14 protein-coding genes and 1 pseudogene are annotated in these 17102 nt (G+C 71.0%); 8 read left to right on the top strand and 7 right to left on the bottom strand.

Features of this window, described 5'->3' with window-relative positions; all coding sequences use genetic code 11:
- Positions 1-3: 3 nt before the first annotated feature.
- The 3 genes from ACIA8K_RS20430 to ACIA8K_RS20440 all read right to left on the bottom strand — a co-directional run bounded on the left by ACIA8K_RS20430 (position 4) and on the right by ACIA8K_RS20440 (position 3838).
- On the bottom strand, positions 4-936 hold the full coding sequence (locus ACIA8K_RS20430) for an Acg family FMN-binding oxidoreductase (protein WP_396061631.1): 933 nt from the start codon (positions 934-936) through the stop codon (positions 4-6).
- Positions 937-1415: 479 nt separating this feature from the next.
- On the bottom strand, positions 1416-3029 hold the full coding sequence (locus ACIA8K_RS20435) for a GAF domain-containing protein (RefSeq protein ID WP_396061634.1): 1614 nt from the start codon (positions 3027-3029) through the stop codon (positions 1416-1418).
- Between the two features lie 98 nt (positions 3030-3127).
- The gene (locus ACIA8K_RS20440; RefSeq protein ID WP_396061322.1) at positions 3128-3838 is read right to left on the bottom strand and encodes a VOC family protein; all 711 of its coding nucleotides are present in this window, start codon (positions 3836-3838) and stop codon (positions 3128-3130) included.
- 58 nt (positions 3839-3896) lie between these two features.
- Here ACIA8K_RS20440 and ACIA8K_RS20445 point away from each other — a divergent pair, with 58 nt between their 5' ends.
- Positions 3897-5327, top strand: a complete 1431-nt coding sequence (locus tag ACIA8K_RS20445; RefSeq protein WP_396061324.1) for an ATP-binding protein — start codon at positions 3897-3899, stop codon at positions 5325-5327.
- Here ACIA8K_RS20445 and ACIA8K_RS20450 read toward each other — a convergent pair.
- Positions 5305-5910, bottom strand: a complete 606-nt coding sequence (locus tag ACIA8K_RS20450; RefSeq protein WP_396061327.1) for a D-alanyl-D-alanine carboxypeptidase family protein — start codon at positions 5908-5910, stop codon at positions 5305-5307. The genes ACIA8K_RS20445 and ACIA8K_RS20450 overlap by 23 nt on opposite strands.
- Before the next feature lie 133 nt (positions 5911-6043).
- Here ACIA8K_RS20450 and ACIA8K_RS20455 point away from each other — a divergent pair, with 133 nt between their 5' ends.
- Positions 6044-6874, top strand: a complete 831-nt coding sequence (locus ACIA8K_RS20455; RefSeq protein WP_396061637.1) for an alpha/beta fold hydrolase — start codon at positions 6044-6046, stop codon at positions 6872-6874.
- Here the strand turns inward: ACIA8K_RS20455 and ACIA8K_RS20460 are convergent.
- Both ACIA8K_RS20460 and ACIA8K_RS20465 read right to left on the bottom strand, forming a co-directional pair.
- Complete coding sequence (locus ACIA8K_RS20460; RefSeq protein ID WP_396061329.1) at positions 6863-7336, bottom strand: nitroreductase family deazaflavin-dependent oxidoreductase; 474 nt, start codon at positions 7334-7336, stop codon at positions 6863-6865. The two genes, ACIA8K_RS20455 and ACIA8K_RS20460, sit on opposite strands and share 12 nt — an antisense overlap.
- 109 nt (positions 7337-7445) lie before the next feature.
- Positions 7446-8165 (bottom strand): annotated as a pseudogene (locus ACIA8K_RS20465) (septum formation family protein); the annotation flags it as partial.
- A gap of 71 nt (positions 8166-8236) precedes the next feature.
- Between ACIA8K_RS20465 and ACIA8K_RS20470 the strand changes: the two are divergent.
- From ACIA8K_RS20470 to ppk2, 6 genes are all read left to right on the top strand, one after another.
- Positions 8237-9175: a phosphotransferase gene (locus ACIA8K_RS20470; protein ID WP_396061332.1), complete on the top strand. Its 939-nt coding sequence runs from the start codon at positions 8237-8239 to the stop codon at positions 9173-9175.
- 8 nt (positions 9176-9183) lie between these two features.
- A complete protein-coding gene (locus tag ACIA8K_RS20475) occupies positions 9184-9834 on the top strand; it encodes an NAD(P)H-binding protein (protein WP_396061335.1) in 651 nt (216 codons plus the stop codon).
- Positions 9835-10175: 341 nt separating this feature from the next.
- On the top strand, positions 10176-11462 hold the full coding sequence (locus tag ACIA8K_RS20480) for a citrate synthase (RefSeq protein ID WP_396061639.1): 1287 nt from the start codon (positions 10176-10178) through the stop codon (positions 11460-11462).
- A gap of 166 nt (positions 11463-11628) precedes the next feature.
- On the top strand, positions 11629-12858 hold the full coding sequence (locus tag ACIA8K_RS20485; RefSeq protein WP_396061338.1) for a M20 family metallopeptidase: 1230 nt from the start codon (positions 11629-11631) through the stop codon (positions 12856-12858).
- Positions 12859-12905: 47 nt separating this feature from the next.
- Positions 12906-14933, top strand: a complete 2028-nt coding sequence (locus ACIA8K_RS20490) for a glycerophosphodiester phosphodiesterase family protein (protein ID WP_396061341.1) — start codon at positions 12906-12908, stop codon at positions 14931-14933.
- A gap of 174 nt (positions 14934-15107) precedes the next feature.
- Entirely contained in the window at positions 15108-16040 is a 933-nt protein-coding gene (gene ppk2, locus ACIA8K_RS20495) for a polyphosphate kinase 2 (protein WP_396061344.1), read from the top strand.
- On the opposite strand, the gene ACIA8K_RS20500 is transcribed toward ppk2, so the two are convergent.
- Entirely contained in the window at positions 16014-17078 is a 1065-nt protein-coding gene (locus tag ACIA8K_RS20500) for a hypothetical protein (protein ID WP_396061346.1), read from the bottom strand. The two genes, ppk2 and ACIA8K_RS20500, sit on opposite strands and share 27 nt — an antisense overlap.
- Between the last annotated feature and the right edge of the window lie 24 nt (positions 17079-17102).

Consider the following 17102-nt stretch of genomic DNA (forward strand, 5'->3'; position numbering starts at 1 on the left):
CCCCTACCCTGCCACGATGACGCTCCCGGCCGGTCGTCGTGGCGTGGCGGCGCCCGGCGCGGCGTACCCGATCCGCACCACCATCTGCGGCGGCCCGTGACGCCCCAGCGCCAGCCGCAGCTGCTCCCGCGCGGCCGGGACCTCGATCGGCTGCGACACCAGCGACGATGCCAGTCCCGCGTCCGTCACCGTGAGCAGCAGCTTCTGCAGCGCCTGCCCGGCTGTCACCTGCTCCGCGGCCGAGTCCGCGGGCGTACCGAGCACCGCCACCAGCGGCTCCACCTCTTTAGCCGGATATTTCGTGTCGATTCCTCCGAAGTCACGACGGGGCAGGACGTCGGCCGAGTCTGCCTTCGGGCCCGCCGCCTCCGATGGCACGCCGTCGATCGCCGGAGCCGGTCGTGTCCACGCCTCGATCTCCGCCCGGTACCGCTCGTCGCGCCGCAGCACCCGGTCCGCGCTGTGCGCGATCTCCGCGACCGCGGTCACGGCCGGCGTGCCCACGATCAGATCCAGCCAGCAGCCTTCCGACCGCACCGCCTCGAGCATCCGCGCCCGGACCGCGGCCGGGACCGGCGAACCGGAGAACCGTCCCCGCGTGCTCCGCCGCCTCGGCACCGCGCGCAGCAGCGCCAGCTCGGCCGGCGTCGCCGCCCGTGCCGCCCCCGGAGTCAGCCGCGCCACCAGGTCGGACTCGCCCCGCGACGGCATGATCACCAAGTCCGCCGGGCGTCCTGCCCCGGCCAGCGCCAGCCGCGCGTTGCCGAGCGCGGCGCCACACCCGATCCTGGCCGCCCACCTGCCCGGATCCGCGACCGGCAGCCGCCGCGCCGGATCCGACCACACCTCGATCGCCCCGTCCACCAGCCGGAACCGCCACGGCTGCGTATTGTGCTGCGACGGCGCCCACACCGCCGCCGCCACCGCGACCGCCATCTCCTCCGCCCGATAGCCGGCCGTCTTCGGTGCACCGATCTCCTCCGGCGCGGGGAACGTCGCAGCTTCTCCGGCCAGCGGAATCCGGACCATCGCGCACCTCCTGAAGCGTTCCTTTCACTCTGACCGGCGCAACAGAGGGCCCTCAGGGCCGAAAGACCTCAATTCATCTACCCACACCCGCCGTGGACCGGCCCGCACGCTCCCGCGGGCTCCGGTCGGCCCCCAGGGGGCCTCCCTTCCGGTGCCGTGGGTGGTCGCGTCCGCCCCCGTTCGTGGCGCGCGGCCACGACACGGCGCGAAGGCCCTGCCCTGGGCCGGGCGAGGTCGAGAGACGGATTCAGGACACCGACCGCAGGCGTCGCGCGTGCAGGGAGGAGCGCAGGCGACGACCGGAGCCCGCGGGAGCGTGCGGGCCGCGACCACCGACCGAGTGGGTCAATGAATGTGATCGTGATCGGTGGGGTGGATCTCGTGTTTCAGAGGGGGACCGACCAGGTCAGGAGCGTGCCGGGAGGGCTGGGCGCGGGGGAGAGGGTGAAGGTGCCGCCGTGGCTGGTGGCGCGGTCGGCCATGTTGACAAGGCCGCTGCGGGCTGCGTCCGGTGGGCAGCCGATGCCGTTGTCGAGGACGGTGAGCGTGAGGTGGCCGGCGGCGATGCGGAGGCCGACCTCCACGGTTGTCGCGCGCGCGTGTCTGACCACGTTGGACAGGGCCTCGCGGAGTACGGCCAGCAGGTCGGGGCGGAGGCTGTCCGGGATGGCGCTGTCGACCGGGCCGTAGAGGTCGAGGCGGGGCCGGAAGCCGAGCGGGCCGGTCGCGGCGTCGATCATCTCGCCGAGGTCGGTGCGGAGCGCGGGGGCGACAGGCGTGCGTAGTTCGAAGATGGCCCGGCGGATGTCGCGGATCGTGCTGTCCAGGTCGTCGACGGCCGCGTTGATGCGCTGCGCGGCCTCGGGGCGGCCGGCCAGCGGGATCGCGGTCTGCAACTGCAGTCCGGTGGCGAAGAGGCGCTGGATGACGACGTCGTGCAGGTCGCGGGCGATGCGTTCGCGGTCCTCGAGCACGACCAGCAGCTCGCGTTCCTCCTGGGCGCGGGCGCGTTCGAGCGCGAGCGCGGCCTGACCGGCGAAGGTCGCGAGCATGGTCAGGTCGTCGTCGTGCCGGGTGATCGCGTCGTCGTGCGCGACCACGAGCGCGCCGTGCAGCGCCTCCGCGCTGCCGAGCGGTGCGACCATCGCCGGGCCGGACGGGACCTCGCCGGGCCAGGCCGCGGCCCTGGCCAGGCTGTCCACCGTGACGGTGCCGGCGCCGGTGACCGCGGGCAGAAACGCGGTCTCGCTCGCCACCAGCTGCGCGCCGGCGGCAAGTGACGAGTCGCCGTCGACGACCTCGACGGTCAGGCGGTCGGTGTCCGCGTCGTAGAGCAGGACAAGCACCAGGCGCGCGCCGGCGACCTCGCGGGCCCGGCGGGCGATCAGCGACAGCGCGTCGGTACGGCGCACCTCGGACAGCAGCACCGAGGTGATCTCCGCGGCCGCGGCCAGCCACTGCTCGCGGCGGTGCGAGATCGCGTAGAGGCGGGCGTTTTCGATGGCGGCGCCGGCGGCGGCGGCAAGCGCGACCATGATCTCCTCGTCGTCGTCGGTGAACTCGGCCGCGCCCTGCTTCTCGGACAGGTAGAGGTTGCCGAAGACCTGGTCGCGGATGCGCACCGGCACGCCCAGGAAGCTGTGCATCGGTGGATGGTTCGCCGGGAAGCCGGCCGACTGCGGGTGCGTGGTGATGTCCGGCATGCGGACCGGGCGCGGGTCCTGGATGAGCAGCCCGAGCACGCCGCGCCCGTGCGGCAGGTCGCCGATGTGCCGGGCCTGCTCCGGCGTCATGCCGTGCGTGATGAAGTCGGTGAGCAGCCGGTCCTGCCCGATCACGCCGAGCGCGCCGTAGCGGGCGCCGGCCAGCTCACAGGCCGCGCCGACGATGCGCTGCAGGGTGCTGTGCAGGTCCAGGTCGGTGCTGATGCCGACGACCGCGTCCAGCAGCGCGCGCAGCCGTTCCCGGCTGGCCACCACGTCGCCGACGCGGTCGAGCATCTCCTGGAGCAGCTCGTCGAGGCGGACCCGGGACAGCGGCCCGAGCCCGAGCGACGGCGGTTGGTCTGCGGCCACGGAAGAGATGGTAAGGCGTGAGGTCAGGACGTCTCCGGGGCGAACGCGCAGAATTCGTTGCCCTCCGGATCCTCCATGATCCACCAGTGGATGTCGTCGTCCGGGGCGCGCTGCACGGTCGCGCCGGCCGCGACCAGCGCGTCAGGTGTGGGGCCGGTGAGCGTGACGTCCCAGTGCACGCGGTTCTTCACCGTCTTCGGCTCGGGCACGTTCTGGAATACGAGGTATGCGAACGTCTGCCCGGCCCCGCCGATAAGCGCGGCGAAGTCGTCGTCGTCCTTGTGGTCGACCTTGCCGCCGAGGATGTGCTGCCACCACCGGGTCTGGGCGATCGCGTCCCGGGCGTCGACGACCAGCTCGTACAACCTGGCGGGCCGGTCGTCCGGCGGGAACGCGCAGAACTCGTTGCCCTCCGGGTCGGCCAGCAGCCACCACGTCTCGTCGGGGCGCGGTTCCAGCAGCACGCGCGCGCCGGCCGCGAGCAGCGGGCCGATCGTCTCGCCGGGCCCGAGCCGCAGGTCGAGGTGCACGCGGGTCTTGAGCGCGGGCGGCGCCGCCGGCACGCCGTTGATCCAGACGGTGGGCGAGTCCTCGAGGCCCGGCGTCAGCGACCAGACGACCGGCCTCGTGTCGTGCGGCTTTCCGGTGGCGCGCAGTGCGATCTGCCAGAACGCGGCCATCCGTGCGGGGTCCGACGCATCGATGCAGATGTCGGTGAAGGCGGCGATCGTCATCTGCTCATCCTGCCCGATCGTCCGGTGCGTGGCAGACTCGATCAGAGAGGGAGGTTCCATGACCCTGAGGCCCCCGAGTGAGTCCGTCGAGTGTCACGGCGCGTCCGTGCGGATCATCGACCCGGACGGGATCCTGCTGGCCGCGGCCGGTCCCGAGCCGGTGGAACTGCTACACGGCGCGTCGTTCCCGGCGCCGCTGCGCGCGGTCACGATGACCGCGGGCAGCCGGCTGTCCTCGAACGGGCCGGTCTACCGGTTCGTCGGCACGGTGCGGCGCGGTGGGCTGGACGCGGTGCGGTCCGGCCTGACCGGACCGGTCGGCGTCATGATCGCCCAGCAGATGGCGACGCGAGACCCGCTGCGGTTCGCCGCCAAGACCGCGTCGCTCGCCGGGGAGACGATCCGGCGGCTGGGGGAGCGGCCGGACGATCTGCCGCGCGAGCGGACCGTGGCGGACGCGGTCACCGGCATGTCGGCGAAGGTGCTCTACGAGGCGGAGTTGACCGGGCTGCCGCAGCAGATGTCGGTGACGGTCACGGCGGAGGCGCCCCGGCGGGCGGACACGCCGCTCATCCCGTACCTCCGCGGCTTTGTGACTGTGTTCTTCGACGTGCTTGCGGAGTTGAGCGGCGGCGAGCTGAGCGGCCGCTACCTTCTCACGCTAAATCCCGAAATTTCGGATGTAGTGGATGTGGCCAGCCTCGATCAGGTCGGCGGGCTTGACCACATCGTCCGGCAGCTGCGGGAAGTGGCGGTCTCGTTCAACCACCCCGAGGCGATGGCCCGCTGGGGTGCACGGCGACCGCAGGGCATCCTGCTCTACGGGCCGCCCGGGACCGGGAAGACCATGCTCGCCACCGCGCTCGCCCACGAGATCCGCGGTGAGCTGCGCGAGGTTCGCACGCCGGAGATCCTGGACCGCTGGCTCGGCGCGTCCGAGCGCAACATCAAGAAGATCTTCGCGGAGGCGCGCCGCTACACCAGGCCGACAGTGCTGCTCTTCGACGAGTTCGACTCGATCATCAGCTACACCGGCGGTGGCCAGGACGCGGCCGGCCAGGCGATCAACTCGGTCGCGGGCATCTTCAAGCAGGAGATGAACACGCTGATCGAGGAGAACCCGCTCGTCATAGTGGTCGCGACCACGAACTTTCCGGACCGGGTGGACGCGTCGCTGATCCGCTCCGGCCGCTTCGACATCAAACTGTCAGTCCCGAAGCCGGACACGGACGGCCGCGCCGAGATCCTCGGGAAGATGCTGCGCCGGCTGATCGCCACGCACGAGTCGGCCGGGTTCCGGATGTTCGGCGACGACGTCGACGCCCGTGAGCTCGCCGCCGCGTGCCCCGGTGCGACAGGCGCGGACATCCGCGAGGCGCTGCGCCGCGTGCAGCTTCAAAAAGCAATGGAAGAGGCGAGTGGGTACGCCCCGGCGCCGATCAGTCAGAGCGAGCTGCTCCAGGCGCTCACGTCAGTTTTTCCGGTTTGAACGCCCAGTGCCAGGATTCGCGTGGCGTGTCCTCCGCGAAGCCGTACCTTCCGGCGTTGTCCCGCATCCAGGCCAGCGCCTTCGGGTTCAGGTCCAGGTCGGTGGCCATGCCCCAGCCGTGGTCGGAGGTGCCGGGCTTCGCGGCCAGCCCGCCCTGCGAGTAGAGGCCCTTGCGGCGCACCAGGTCCACCTGCTCCTCGTAGGGCCGGTACGAGTCGGTGATGCCGATGGTGACGCCCTGCGCCTTCGCGTCCGCCATCATCTGCGTCAGCTTCTCCGCGGCCGGCGCCCACAGCTTGTGCCGGGTCTCGCCGACCTTGCCCAGCGCGGTCGGCGGTATCTTCCCGTTGCCGTAGGCGGCCAGGTCCTCGGGAATGCCCTGCGCGTTGACCTTCATTTTCGCGGCCGGCGCCGTGCTCGGCGCGGTGGTCCCATGCACGGCGCTGGCCAGGGCGGACGCGAACGCCTGACCGCTCTTCGCCACCGCTGTCGCGCTCTTCGCCGCGGTCTGCTGCGTCATCGACGAGATGCGGTGCTCGATGTCGTTGATCCGCGCGGTGATGCCGGTGATCCCGTTCAGCATGTCCCCACCCCCAGATGCTTCAGCCACCCATCGGCCGTTTCCGCGAAAACTTGAGGCGTCATGCGGAAAAGTGTCAGGGGTGGGGCGCGAGTGACGCTCCGAGGCCGCATGCGAGGAGCCGAACGACGTGGAGATGGTGCACACCGACGACGGCGTACGCCTCTGGACCGACCGTACCGGTCACGGCGCGCCGCTCGTGCTCTGTCACGGCGGGCCAGGACTGTGGGACTACCTCGGTGACGTGGGCGCGCTGCTGGCCGGCGCGGGACAGATCGTCCGCTGGGACCAGCGGGGGTGCGGCCGCTCGGAGAAGAAGGGGCCGTATACGGTCGTCCGCTGCGTCAACGACCTGGAGGCGATCCGGCAGAGTCTCGGCGCCCGGCGCATCACCCTGCTCGGCCATTCCTGGGGCGCCATGCTCGCGCTGCGGTACTCGCTGTCGTTCCCGTTCGCCGTGGAGAAGCTGATCTACGTCTCCGGCACCGGCGTCGACCCGCAGGAGACCTGGCAGCAGCCGTTCCACCACGCGGTCGAGGAGCGGATCGCCGCCGACGGCGAGCTGGCCCGCTGGCGTGACCTGAGCACCCGCGAACGCAACCGCGAGGAGGACCGCGAATGGGCGATCCTGCAGTGGACGACCGACTACGCCGACCCGCGCACCGCCCGCGCCCACGCGGAGAAGCTGGCCACGCCCTGGCCCGGCATCAACCACGAGGCCGCGGACGCGCTCAATGCGGACAATGCGGCCTACCTGCGCGAACACGACATGCCCCGGATCTGCAAGGTGATCCCCGCACCCGTACTCATCATCGACGGCGACCGCGACCTGCGCCCGCGCCGTGCTGTCGACTCGCTTGAGGCCGTGCTGCCGGACGTGCGCCGGGTGACGATCGAGGGCGCCGGTCACTCGCCGTGGGTGGAGGACCCGGACGGCTTCCGGGACGCGGTCATGTCATTCCTGTGAGGGAACCAGCCGGAAGATCCTGATCTGCCGGCCGCCCGCGGTCTCCAGGTAGGCCTGGTAGCTCGGCCAGCGCGCCACGATCGCGCCCCACAGCCGGTCGTGGTCCGCGCGCTCGGTGACCTCCTCCGCGTGCACCGCCAGGTCCGCGCCGCGCACAGTGACGATCGCGGCCGGCGTGGCAAGCAGGTTGAACACCCAGGCCGGCGGCCGGTCCTGCCCCCAGTTCGTACCGACGACAACGAACGCGCCGCCGTCCCGCAGATAGCTGAGCGGGTTCTGCCGGGGCAGCCCGGTCTTCCGGCCGGTCGTGGTGATCAGCAGGCTGGGCAGCATGCCGAGCGCTACCACCCGCCCGCGCGTCACCCTGCCCACAAGCCGATCCACAGGCATCATCGCCCGCGCGAACGGCGTGAACCACCGGAATCCGCTCAGCCACCGCCAGAACGCCCGCCACAATCGCATCCGCCCACCATGACGAACCCCGGCCCGAAAATCCATGAAAACCCGCCGGGGGTACGCCGAGAGCGTCAGCGGCCGGAGCGGCGGACCGTCCCGTCAGTTTGCCCTTGGGATCGTAGACCACGCAGTAGACGTGCCGATTGCCGTCCTCCCACGTCTCCGCCGTCGGGGAGCCGGAGGTGTAGTCCAGCACGGAGTCGTCCAGGTCCGTCCCGACGTACGCACGGAACGCCGTGCGGCACTGCTCCGCCACCAGGTCGCTCATCGCGTCTCCGGGGAACGTGCCGGCGGCGGGCCACGGATCGGACGCCAGGATCACCTCACCGTCGTGCGGCGTCTCGCAGGGCACCACCTCGGTGGTGTCCGGCCAGGGGAGCTCCGTGTTGTCCAGGATCAGGTCATCGCCGGCCACACAGTCACCCGGCAGGACCGCGCGTATGCCGACCCGGAGCGGGCTGCCGCTGGGTGACGGCGTCGCGAGCGGCCGAGACGTCGCCTCCCCCGCGAACAGCGGCTCCAGATAGACGGTCACCAGGGCGCCCAGCGCGAAGATCGCGATCGCGGTGCAGACCGGGACCCGCCAGCGGCCGTGCACGTACCGCGCCGCGAAGATCAGGGCGGCGACCCCGACCGCGCCCGCGGCGGAGAACACCGCACGCCACGCCGACAGCTGGGCCAGCGTGATCAGGACGCTCACGGTGGCGATCAGCGCGGCCGCGTCGAACACGCGGGCGCGCACTTCCCCGGCTCTGGTGGGGATCTCGGGCGGGGGTTCTTCGGGGAGATCATCCGAGCCCGGCGGAAGCGGTTCATCGGTAGCCGTCGTGGCCATCCATCGACGTTATCACCTGGTCTTGCGCGGCCGGCTCCCGGAAATCCCTGATCAAAGCTACATTCGGGTCCATGTTCGCCGAGCCGCCCGGATTCGACCGTGTCGCGCTGGCCGGCGCGCTCCGTGAGGGGTGGGGGATCGAAGCGGTGACGCTTGACTACGCGCCGGTCGGGTTCGGCACCCACCACTACCGGGTCCGGGACACCGCGGGCGCGGACTGGTTCGTGAACGTGGACCTCGGCGCGGACGCGTCGGCGCTGGAACGGGCGCTTGGCGCGGCGGCGGCGCTTGCGGAGGCGGGGCTTGAGTTCGTGGCCGCGCCCCGGCGCCGGGTAAACGGGCGCTGCGTGACAGTGACGGCCGGGGGAGACGCGGTCTCCGTGGTCAGCGTGATCGACGGGACGCCGCACGAGTTCGGCGAGCTGCCGCCCGGGCCGGTGCGCCTCGCGGTGCTGGGCGCGCTCGGCCGGATCCACGCGGAGCGCGGGATCGACGCGCCGCGGGACACGCTCGCCGTGCCGCACCGGGCCGCGCTGGCCGAGGCGCGGGAGACGCTTGACCGCCCCTGGGACGGGGGACCGTACTCCGCGCGTACCCGTGAGCTCCTGGCTTTCCGGGGTGCGGTCGTCGACGGGCTGTTCGCACGGTACGACGCGCTCGTGCCCCTGGTCCGGGCGACCGGGGACGACTGGGTGGTCACGCACGGCGAGCCGCACGCGGGCAACGTGATGATCCCGGCCGGCGGCGGGATCCGGCTGATCGACTGGGACACGGCCGCGATCGGGCCGCGCGAACGCGACCTGTGGATGCTCACGCCGGGTGACGACGCCGAGTGGGCCGCCTACGGGACCCACGGGATCGACGAGACCGCGATGGAGCTGTATCGGCTGCGGTGGACGCTCTCCGAGATCTGCGCGTTCACCAGGGACCTGCGCGTGCCGCACCGGGACGACGAGAACACCCGGATCGCCTGGCGGGAGCTGAGCGGTTACCTCACCGCCGCCATATGATCGACCGCATGGCGCGAATCGTGATCATCGGTGGGCACGGCAAGGTCGGGCTGCTCCTGGCGCCCCTGCTGGTGGCGGCCGGCGACGAGGTCACCTCGATCTTCCGCAACCCGGACCACTCCGCCGAGGTGGCCGCGACCGGCGCCCGGCCCGTGGTGGCGGACGTGGAGAAGCTTGACACCGAGGCGATCGCGGCGCTGCTCGCGGGTCACGACGCGGTGGTCTGGTGCGCGGGTGCCGGCGGCGGGAGCCCGGAGCGCACCTACGCGGTCGACCGGGACGCGGCGATCCGGAGCATGGACGCGGCGGCCGAGGCCGGGGTGCGCCGGTACGTCATGGTGTCCTACTTCGGCGCCGGGCCGGATCACGGCGTGCCGGCCGACAACGGCTTCTTCCCGTACGCGGAGGCGAAGTCCGCGGCCGACGCCCACCTGGCCGGGACGGCGCTGGAGTGGACGATCCTGCGCCCGAGCCGGCTCACCACCGATGCGCCGACCGGGCTGATCGAGACGTCCGCGCAGGGTGCGGCGTCCGGCGCGGTGTCCCGTGCCGATGTGGCCGCGACAGTGGCGGCCGTGCTTGCGAACCCGGACACCCGCGGCGCGACGATCGAGTTCAACAACGGCGGGACGCCGATCGCCTCAGCGCTCGTGCCGTAGGGCCCCGCCACCGCTTCCGACGGCACGCGACCGGGCCGCTGCCGTGCCCCTGGTGCGGTATGCAGCAGAAGGGGCGCAATGGACATATCGCGCCTGGCAACGTCGCCGTCTGGGCCTGAGGCACCTGCTTACGGCGATATGGTGCGCAGAGAAGCGACGCGACACGCCGTGGTACCACGAATAAAAGCCGCTGAAGCCGCGTTAAGGCGGGCCGACAGCGGTCGGTGATCCACGCCTCACTGGGGCCGCTGCGCCGGTGCCGGGTGGAGGGTTTACGGTGAACGGAAGGTCTACCCAGAGATCTGCCGGTAAAGCGAGGGAAATACATGACGGATGTCAAGATGGGCGAAGTCAAGCTTGAGCATCCTGGCGGACAGCTGTCGATGCCGGTTCGAAGCGCGGTTGAGGGACCGGCGGGTGTTGACGTCGGTCAGTTGTTGAAGGAAACCGGATACGTCACCCTCGACACCGGATTCGTCAACACCGCCTCGTGCACCTCCGCGATCACCTACATCGACGGCGATGCCGGAATTCTGCGGTACCGCGGTTACCCGATCGACCAGCTCGCGGGCAAGGCGTCGTTCCTCGAGACGTCCTACCTGCTCATTTACGGTGAGCTCCCGACCGCGGACCAGCTCGCCGAGTTTGACTCCCGGGTGCGCCGGCACTCGCTGCTGCACGAGGAGATGCGCCAGTTCTTCGGCGGCTTCCCGCGCGACGCGCACCCGATGGCCGTGCTCTCCTCCGCGGTGAGCGCGCTGTCGACGTTCTACCAGGACGCGCTCGACCCGTTCAACCCGGAGGACGTGGAGATCTCCACGGTCCGGCTGCTGGCCAAGGTGCCGACCATAGCGTCGTACGCCTACAAGAAGTCGATCGGCCAGCCCACGCTCTTCCCGGACAACAACCTGGGCTACGTGGAGAACTTCCTCCGCCTGACCTTCGGCGTCCCCTCCGAGGACTACGAGGTCGACCCGGTCGTCGCCAAGGTGCTCGACATGCTGCTGGTCCTGCACGCGGACCACGAGCAGAACTGCTCCACCTCCACGGTCCGCCTGGTCGGCTCCTCCCACGCGAACCTGTTCGCCTCCGTCTCGGCCGGCGTCAACGCGCTCTTCGGCCCGCTGCACGGCGGCGCGAACGAGGCCGTGCTGCAGATGCTCAACGGCATCCACCAGAACGGCGGCGACGTCAACGCGTTCGTCGAGCGCGTGAAGAAGAAGGAGCCCGGCGTCAAGCTGATGGGCTTCGGTCACCGCGTCTACAAGAACTACGACCCGCGTGCCGCAATCGTCAAGGAGGCCGCGCGGGACGTTCTCGAGCGCACCGGCGGCAAGGCCGACCCGCTGCTCGACCTCGCGATGAAGCTTGAGGAGATCGCGCTCGCCGACGACTTCTTCATCTCCCGCAAGCTGTACCCGAACGTGGACTTCTACACGGGCCTCATCTACAAGGCGATGGGCTTCCCGACCAAGATGTTCACGGTGCTGTTCGCGCTCGGCCGGCTCCCCGGCTGGATCGCGCAGTGGCGCGAGATGATCGAGGACCCGGCGACGAAGATCGGCCGCCCGCGGCAGCTCTACACGGGTGCGCCGGAGCGCGCGTTCGTGCCGATGACCGACCGCTGATTTTTCGAGGCCCGCGTTCCGGCTCCGGCAGGGCGCGGGCTTTTCCATGCCCGGGTGAGGCCGGTAGGGACAACCCCTCCATCGATCCGGGTGCGGGCTGCACTGTGTGCGGCTCCGCGCTGCGACAGGCTCTTGTGGACCGATCACCACGGCTACGGGGGTTGTCATGGAGCACCGCATCAGTAGGCGCACGCTGCTCGCCGGCTCGGCCGGACTGGGCCTGTTCCCACGCTCGTCCACACCGGATCCGGCCGGGCCGGCGAACTGTCCGGAGCCGGCGCCGGCTGTGGAACCGCTGCGGGCCGAGCACGGGCTGATCGCGCTGCGCCGAGATCTGCACCGGCACCCGGAGGGCCCGGGCCAGGAACGGCGCACCGCCGCGGTCGTGGCGGGCCGGCTCCGGGCAGCCGGGCTCGACGTCACCACAGGCGTCGGCGGCCACGGCGTCGTGGGCGTGCTCGCCGGAGCCCGCCCCGGCCGAACCGTCGCCTACCGGGCCGACATGGACGCGGTGCCGCCGGGCGACCAGATCGGCGGCGGTCCGGAGCCGGCCCACCTGTGCGGCCACGACCTGCACACCACGATCGGCGTCGGCGTGGCCGAGGCGCTGGCCCGCCGGCGGCGTACCCTCGGCGGCTCTGTGGTGTTCGTCTTCCAGCCCGCGGAGGAGACGCTGACCGGCGCGGCAGCGATGCTCGCGGACGGCCTCTTCGCCCACACCCGCCCGGCGGAGATCCACGCGCTGCACTGCGCGCCGATCCCGACGGGCCGGATCATGGTCACGCCCGGCGTCGGGCTGCCCGGCCGGGACGCCGGCACTGTCACGCTTGACAGCCCGGAGGCCGCGACCCGGCTCGCCGAACGGCTCACCGCGCTGAGCACGGTCGCGCGACCGGAGACGCCCGAGCAGCTGGAGCGGTTGTGGGAGGATCTGGCGACGGCCGGCGGGCCACTGGCCGAGTTCGTCGTGGTGCAGGCGAGCGTCCGACCCGACAATCCGGCCACGGTACGGATCAACGCGCGCTGCTGGCCGGAGCAGCGGTACACCCGGGTACGCGAGGAGATCCGCCGCCTTGCCGCGCCCGCGACCGTGGACTTTCCCACCGACCCGTTCCCGGCGATGGTCTGCCCGCCGGCCGAGGCGCTCGAGCTGCGCCGCCACCTGGGCAGTGCCGAGGTCGCCCACGCCGCGATCCCGTTCAGCGGGGAGGACTTCGCACTGTTCCTCAAGGAGATGCCAGGCACCTACTCCTTCCTCGGCGTCCGTGGCCCGAAGGCTTCGATCACGTCAAGCTACCCGCACTTCGGCACGTTCGCGCCTGACGAGCGCGCGATCGGTCACGGTGTGCGCGCGATGACCGGATGGCTCGCGTCCCGGGCCGTAAGCCGGGGTTAACGTCGATGTTCCTTGCGGTCTGTGCCGGGCCGACACGATCCTGAGTCATGTGGAAACGTCGATTGTTCACAGGTGCGCTGGTGCCGGTCCTCATGGCGGGTCTCGTCGCAGCGCCGGCCTCGGCGGGCGGGCGTAAGGCCTTCGACCTGCAGGCGCACCGCGGCGGTCTCGGGCTGCGGGTGGAGAACACGCTCGCCTCCTTCGGCAACGCGCTCCAGCTCGGCGTGAGCACGCTCGAGCTGGACGTGCAGATCACCGAGGACGGCAGGGCCGTGGTCACGCACGACCGGAAGGTGTCCGGCGCCAAGTGCGCGGACACCGCACCCGCCGTGCCGAACGACCCCGAATATCCCTATGTCGGGAAATACGTCAACACGCTGTCGCTTGCGCAGGTGCGTACCCTCGACTGCGGTGGAAAGGTCCTGGCGGACAAGCCGGGGCAGCTGGCCGTGCCGGGCGCGCGCATGCCCCTGCTGAGCGAGGTCTTCGCGCTTGTCAAGCGCTATCGCGCGGACGACGTGACGCTCAACGTGGAGACCAAGGTGGAGGCGGGCGCGCCGGCCGAGACCGCACCACGTGAACAGTTCGTGCAGGTCACGGCCGCGGAGATCCGGGGGGCCGGGATGCTGCGCCAGGTGACGATCCAGAGCTTCGACTGGGGCGCGCTCATGCGGTTCCGCGAGGTCGAGCCGCGGCTGCCCCGGGTGGCGCTCACCAACTACGACTTCCTGCAGGTCGGGGCGCCGGGCGCGTCGCCGTGGCTGGGCGGGCTGGACATCGACGCGTTCGGCGGCGACCCGATCAAGGCGATCAAGACGTTCGGCGCCTCCGCGTTCTCACCTGTGCACGGCTTCCCGCAGAACGGCACCGTGACCGATCCGGCCTACAAGCCATATGTCACCGCGGCGCTCGTGGAACACGCGCACCGCAACGGGATCAAGGTCATCCCGTGGACCGTCGACGACGTGCCCACAATGACCAAGCTGCTCGACGACGGTGTGGACGGCCTGATCACGGACTATCCGGACCGGCTGCGCACGCTTCTTGCCGCGCGCGGCTACCCGCTGCCCCGCGGTTACGCGTCGCCGTTCGACATCCAGGCGCACCGCGGGGGCCGGGCCACGCTCCCGGAGAACACGCTCCCGGCCTTCTCCGCCTCGCTTGCGAACCGGGCGATCTCCACGCTCGAGCTGGACACCGGCGTCACCCGCGACGGGCACCTGGTGGTGCTGCACGACCGGGCCGTCAACGGCTCGCACTGCATCGACACCGCGCCAGCCTCCGCGGGGGACCCCGCGTTCCCCTACGTCGGTGACCTGGTCCACTCGCTCACGCTCGCCCAGATCAAGACCATCGACTGTGGTACGAAGACGAACCTGCCCGGCCAGACCGCGGTGCCGGGCGCCCGGATCCCCACGCTGACCGAGGTGTTCGACCTGGTCCGGGCGTCCGGCCGCGGCGACGTCAGGCTCAACATCGAGACGAAGATCAGCCCGACCGCCGACGACACCGCGCGCTTCGACGTCTTCACCCGCACGCTCGTCACCTCGATCCAGCGGGCGCGCTTCACCGGCCGCGTCACCGTCCAGTCGTTCGACTGGCGCACCATCCAGCTGTCCCGCAGGCTCGACCCGCGCATCGAGACCGTGGCGCTGATCTGGCAGTACGGTCCGGCCGAGTGCGCCTCGCTCGCGGACGAGTGCTCCCTGCGGGCCGTCTACGGCGACCCGTCGGTCCGCAGCCCGTGGACCGGCAGCCTCGACTGGTGGCGCTACCGCGACGTCGGCCGGCTGGTGCGTGCGGCAGGCGCGTCCACCGTCTCGGCGAACTGGCAGGTCCACGACCCGGCCCAGCCCGTGCACGCGGACGCGGACTGGTACCTGCGCACCGACCCGTCCTACTTCCACGGCCCCACGGTCCCGGTCCTCCAGAACCGTGACCATCTCAAGGTCGTGCCGTACACGGTCGACGACCCCGCGATCATGCAGCACGTGATCGACCTCGGCGTCGATGGCATCATCACCGACACACCGAACCTCCTGATCCAGGTCGCCATCCGCAACGGACTGCGCTGATCGTGCGGCCGCCGCCTCGCGCGCCGAGGCGGCGGCCGTGCAGCGGGTACGACGCGGGCGCCGGCCGCTGCGTCGCCGGTCAGGCCGCCGAAGATGACCACGTCGTCGCAGTTCACGCAATGTTTGCCAACTGTAGGCGTCTTGGGCAGCGTCACGACGGGGTATCCCTCTGTCATGGTGGACATGCCGCACGCCGATGATCTTCAGCCCGTCCTGGACCAACTCGGGGACTACGACGTGCGAGACGATGACGATGACGACCCGGTCCTGATCAAGCCGGACGGGTCTCCGGTCGACACGTGGCGCCAGGACTACCCGTACGACGACCGCCTGCCCCGCCCGGACTACGACCGGGACAAGCGCCTGCTGCAGATCGAGCTGCTGAAGCTGCAGAACTACTGCAAGTCCACCGGCGAGCGCCTGGTCATCCTGTTCGAGGGCCGGGACGCGGCCGGCAAGGGCGGCACGATCAAGCGGTTCATGGAGCATCTGAACCCGCGCGGCGCCCGGGTCGTCGCGCTTGAGAAGCCGAGCGAGCGCGAGTCGACGCAGTGGTACTTCCAGCGTTACGTCGAGCATCTGCCGGCCGCGGGCGAGATCGTCATGTTCGACAGGTCCTGGTACAACCGGGCCGGCGTCGAGCGGGTGATGGGTTTCTGCACGCGCACCGAGTACCTCGAGTTCATGCGCCAGGCGCCGGAACTGGAGCGCATGCTTGTCCGCTCCGGCATCAAGCTTGTCAAGTTCTGGTTCTCGGTCACCAGCGGTGAGCAGCGCACCAGGTTCGCGATCCGGCAGGTGGACCCGGTCCGGCAGTGGAAGCTCTCGCCGATGGACCTCGCCTCGCTCGACAAGTGGGACGACTACACCGAGGCGAAGGAGGCGATGTTCTTCTACACGGACACCGCCGACGCACCCTGGACCGTCGTCAAGAGCAACGACAAGAAAAGGGCCAGGATCGAGGCGATGCGGTACGTGCTGAGCCGCTTCGACTACGACGGCAAGGACCGGGAGCTGGTCGGCGTGCCGGACCCGCAGATCGTCGGCCCGGCGTCGCTCGCGGTCGAGGGCGTGCAGGGCTCACCGCGCGTCTTCCCGCGCCTCTGACGCCCACCGCGTGATCATGGTGACGAGGCCGCGCAGCCGTTCCAGCTCGGCCACGTCACCGTCAAGCGGTGTGCCGTAGGCGTTGCCGATCCGCTTGCCGCGGATCATGTTGCCAAGCACGGCCGGCCCGAACCAGCTGTACTTGGCCGCTCCGCACGCCGCGATCGCGCGCCGTACCGTGTCCGCACTCCCTCGCAGGCCACCGTCGTGCAGTCCTTCCAGGTAACCCTCGGTGGCGGAGTCCTCGATCTCCGGCAGCAGTGCGGCGTCGATCAGCCCGTCCGTCACGCTGTCGATGATCAGGTTGGCGATGTCCTCACCGAGTGCGCCGTCGCCGGTGAACGCCCAGTCGATCAGCACGGTCCGGTCGCCGTCCGCGATCAGGTTCGTCGGCCACACGTCCAGGTGCGCGAGCGTGCGCGGCGCGTTCTCCGCCGTGCGCAGCAGGACGTGGCGGCCCTCCCAGAGCGCGCGCAGCTCCGCGGCCGGCCACAGCCCGGCGAGCGGGTGCGCGTAGTCCTCGTCGGTGCGCATCCACACGACGTTGGCGGGGCCGTGTGCGAGATAGTTCCGCAGCCAGTTTCGGGACAGCCACGGCTCCGCGGGCACCCGGTCCGCCCAGCGGGCCTGCCCGGCGCCGAGCTGATGGGCGAAATGCCGGAACCGGGCCGGTGACCAGGACGGGCCGTGTGCGCCGTGCGCTTCGGCCAGCCACAGTTCGACCGCGCCGTCCGGCCGGGTGACGCACTCAAGCAGTTCGGGCGGCGTGATGCCGGTGCCCGGGTAGGCGCGGGCCGCGAACCCGGTGGCGTAGGCGGTGGCCTCCCGGCGCCAGTAGTTCCAGTGGTCCGGGACGTCGCTGGTCTGCCAGTTCGGGCTGCCTGTGGGGGTCGCGGACGGCGGCCGGGCGATCTTGCGGATCGCGGTGCCTGTGGTCCCGCGCACCCGCCAGATGCCACCCGTGGCCGCGTTGCCTGAGTTGTGAGTCAGCGGCTCGGCGCTGACGACCGCGCCGACGATGTGTGCTGGCGCCTCCACGGCGTACCCCCGGACGATCTGGCT

It is taken from the genome of Catenuloplanes sp. NPDC051500, assembly GCF_044454585.1.
Classification (GTDB): domain Bacteria; phylum Actinomycetota; class Actinomycetes; order Mycobacteriales; family Micromonosporaceae; genus Catenuloplanes.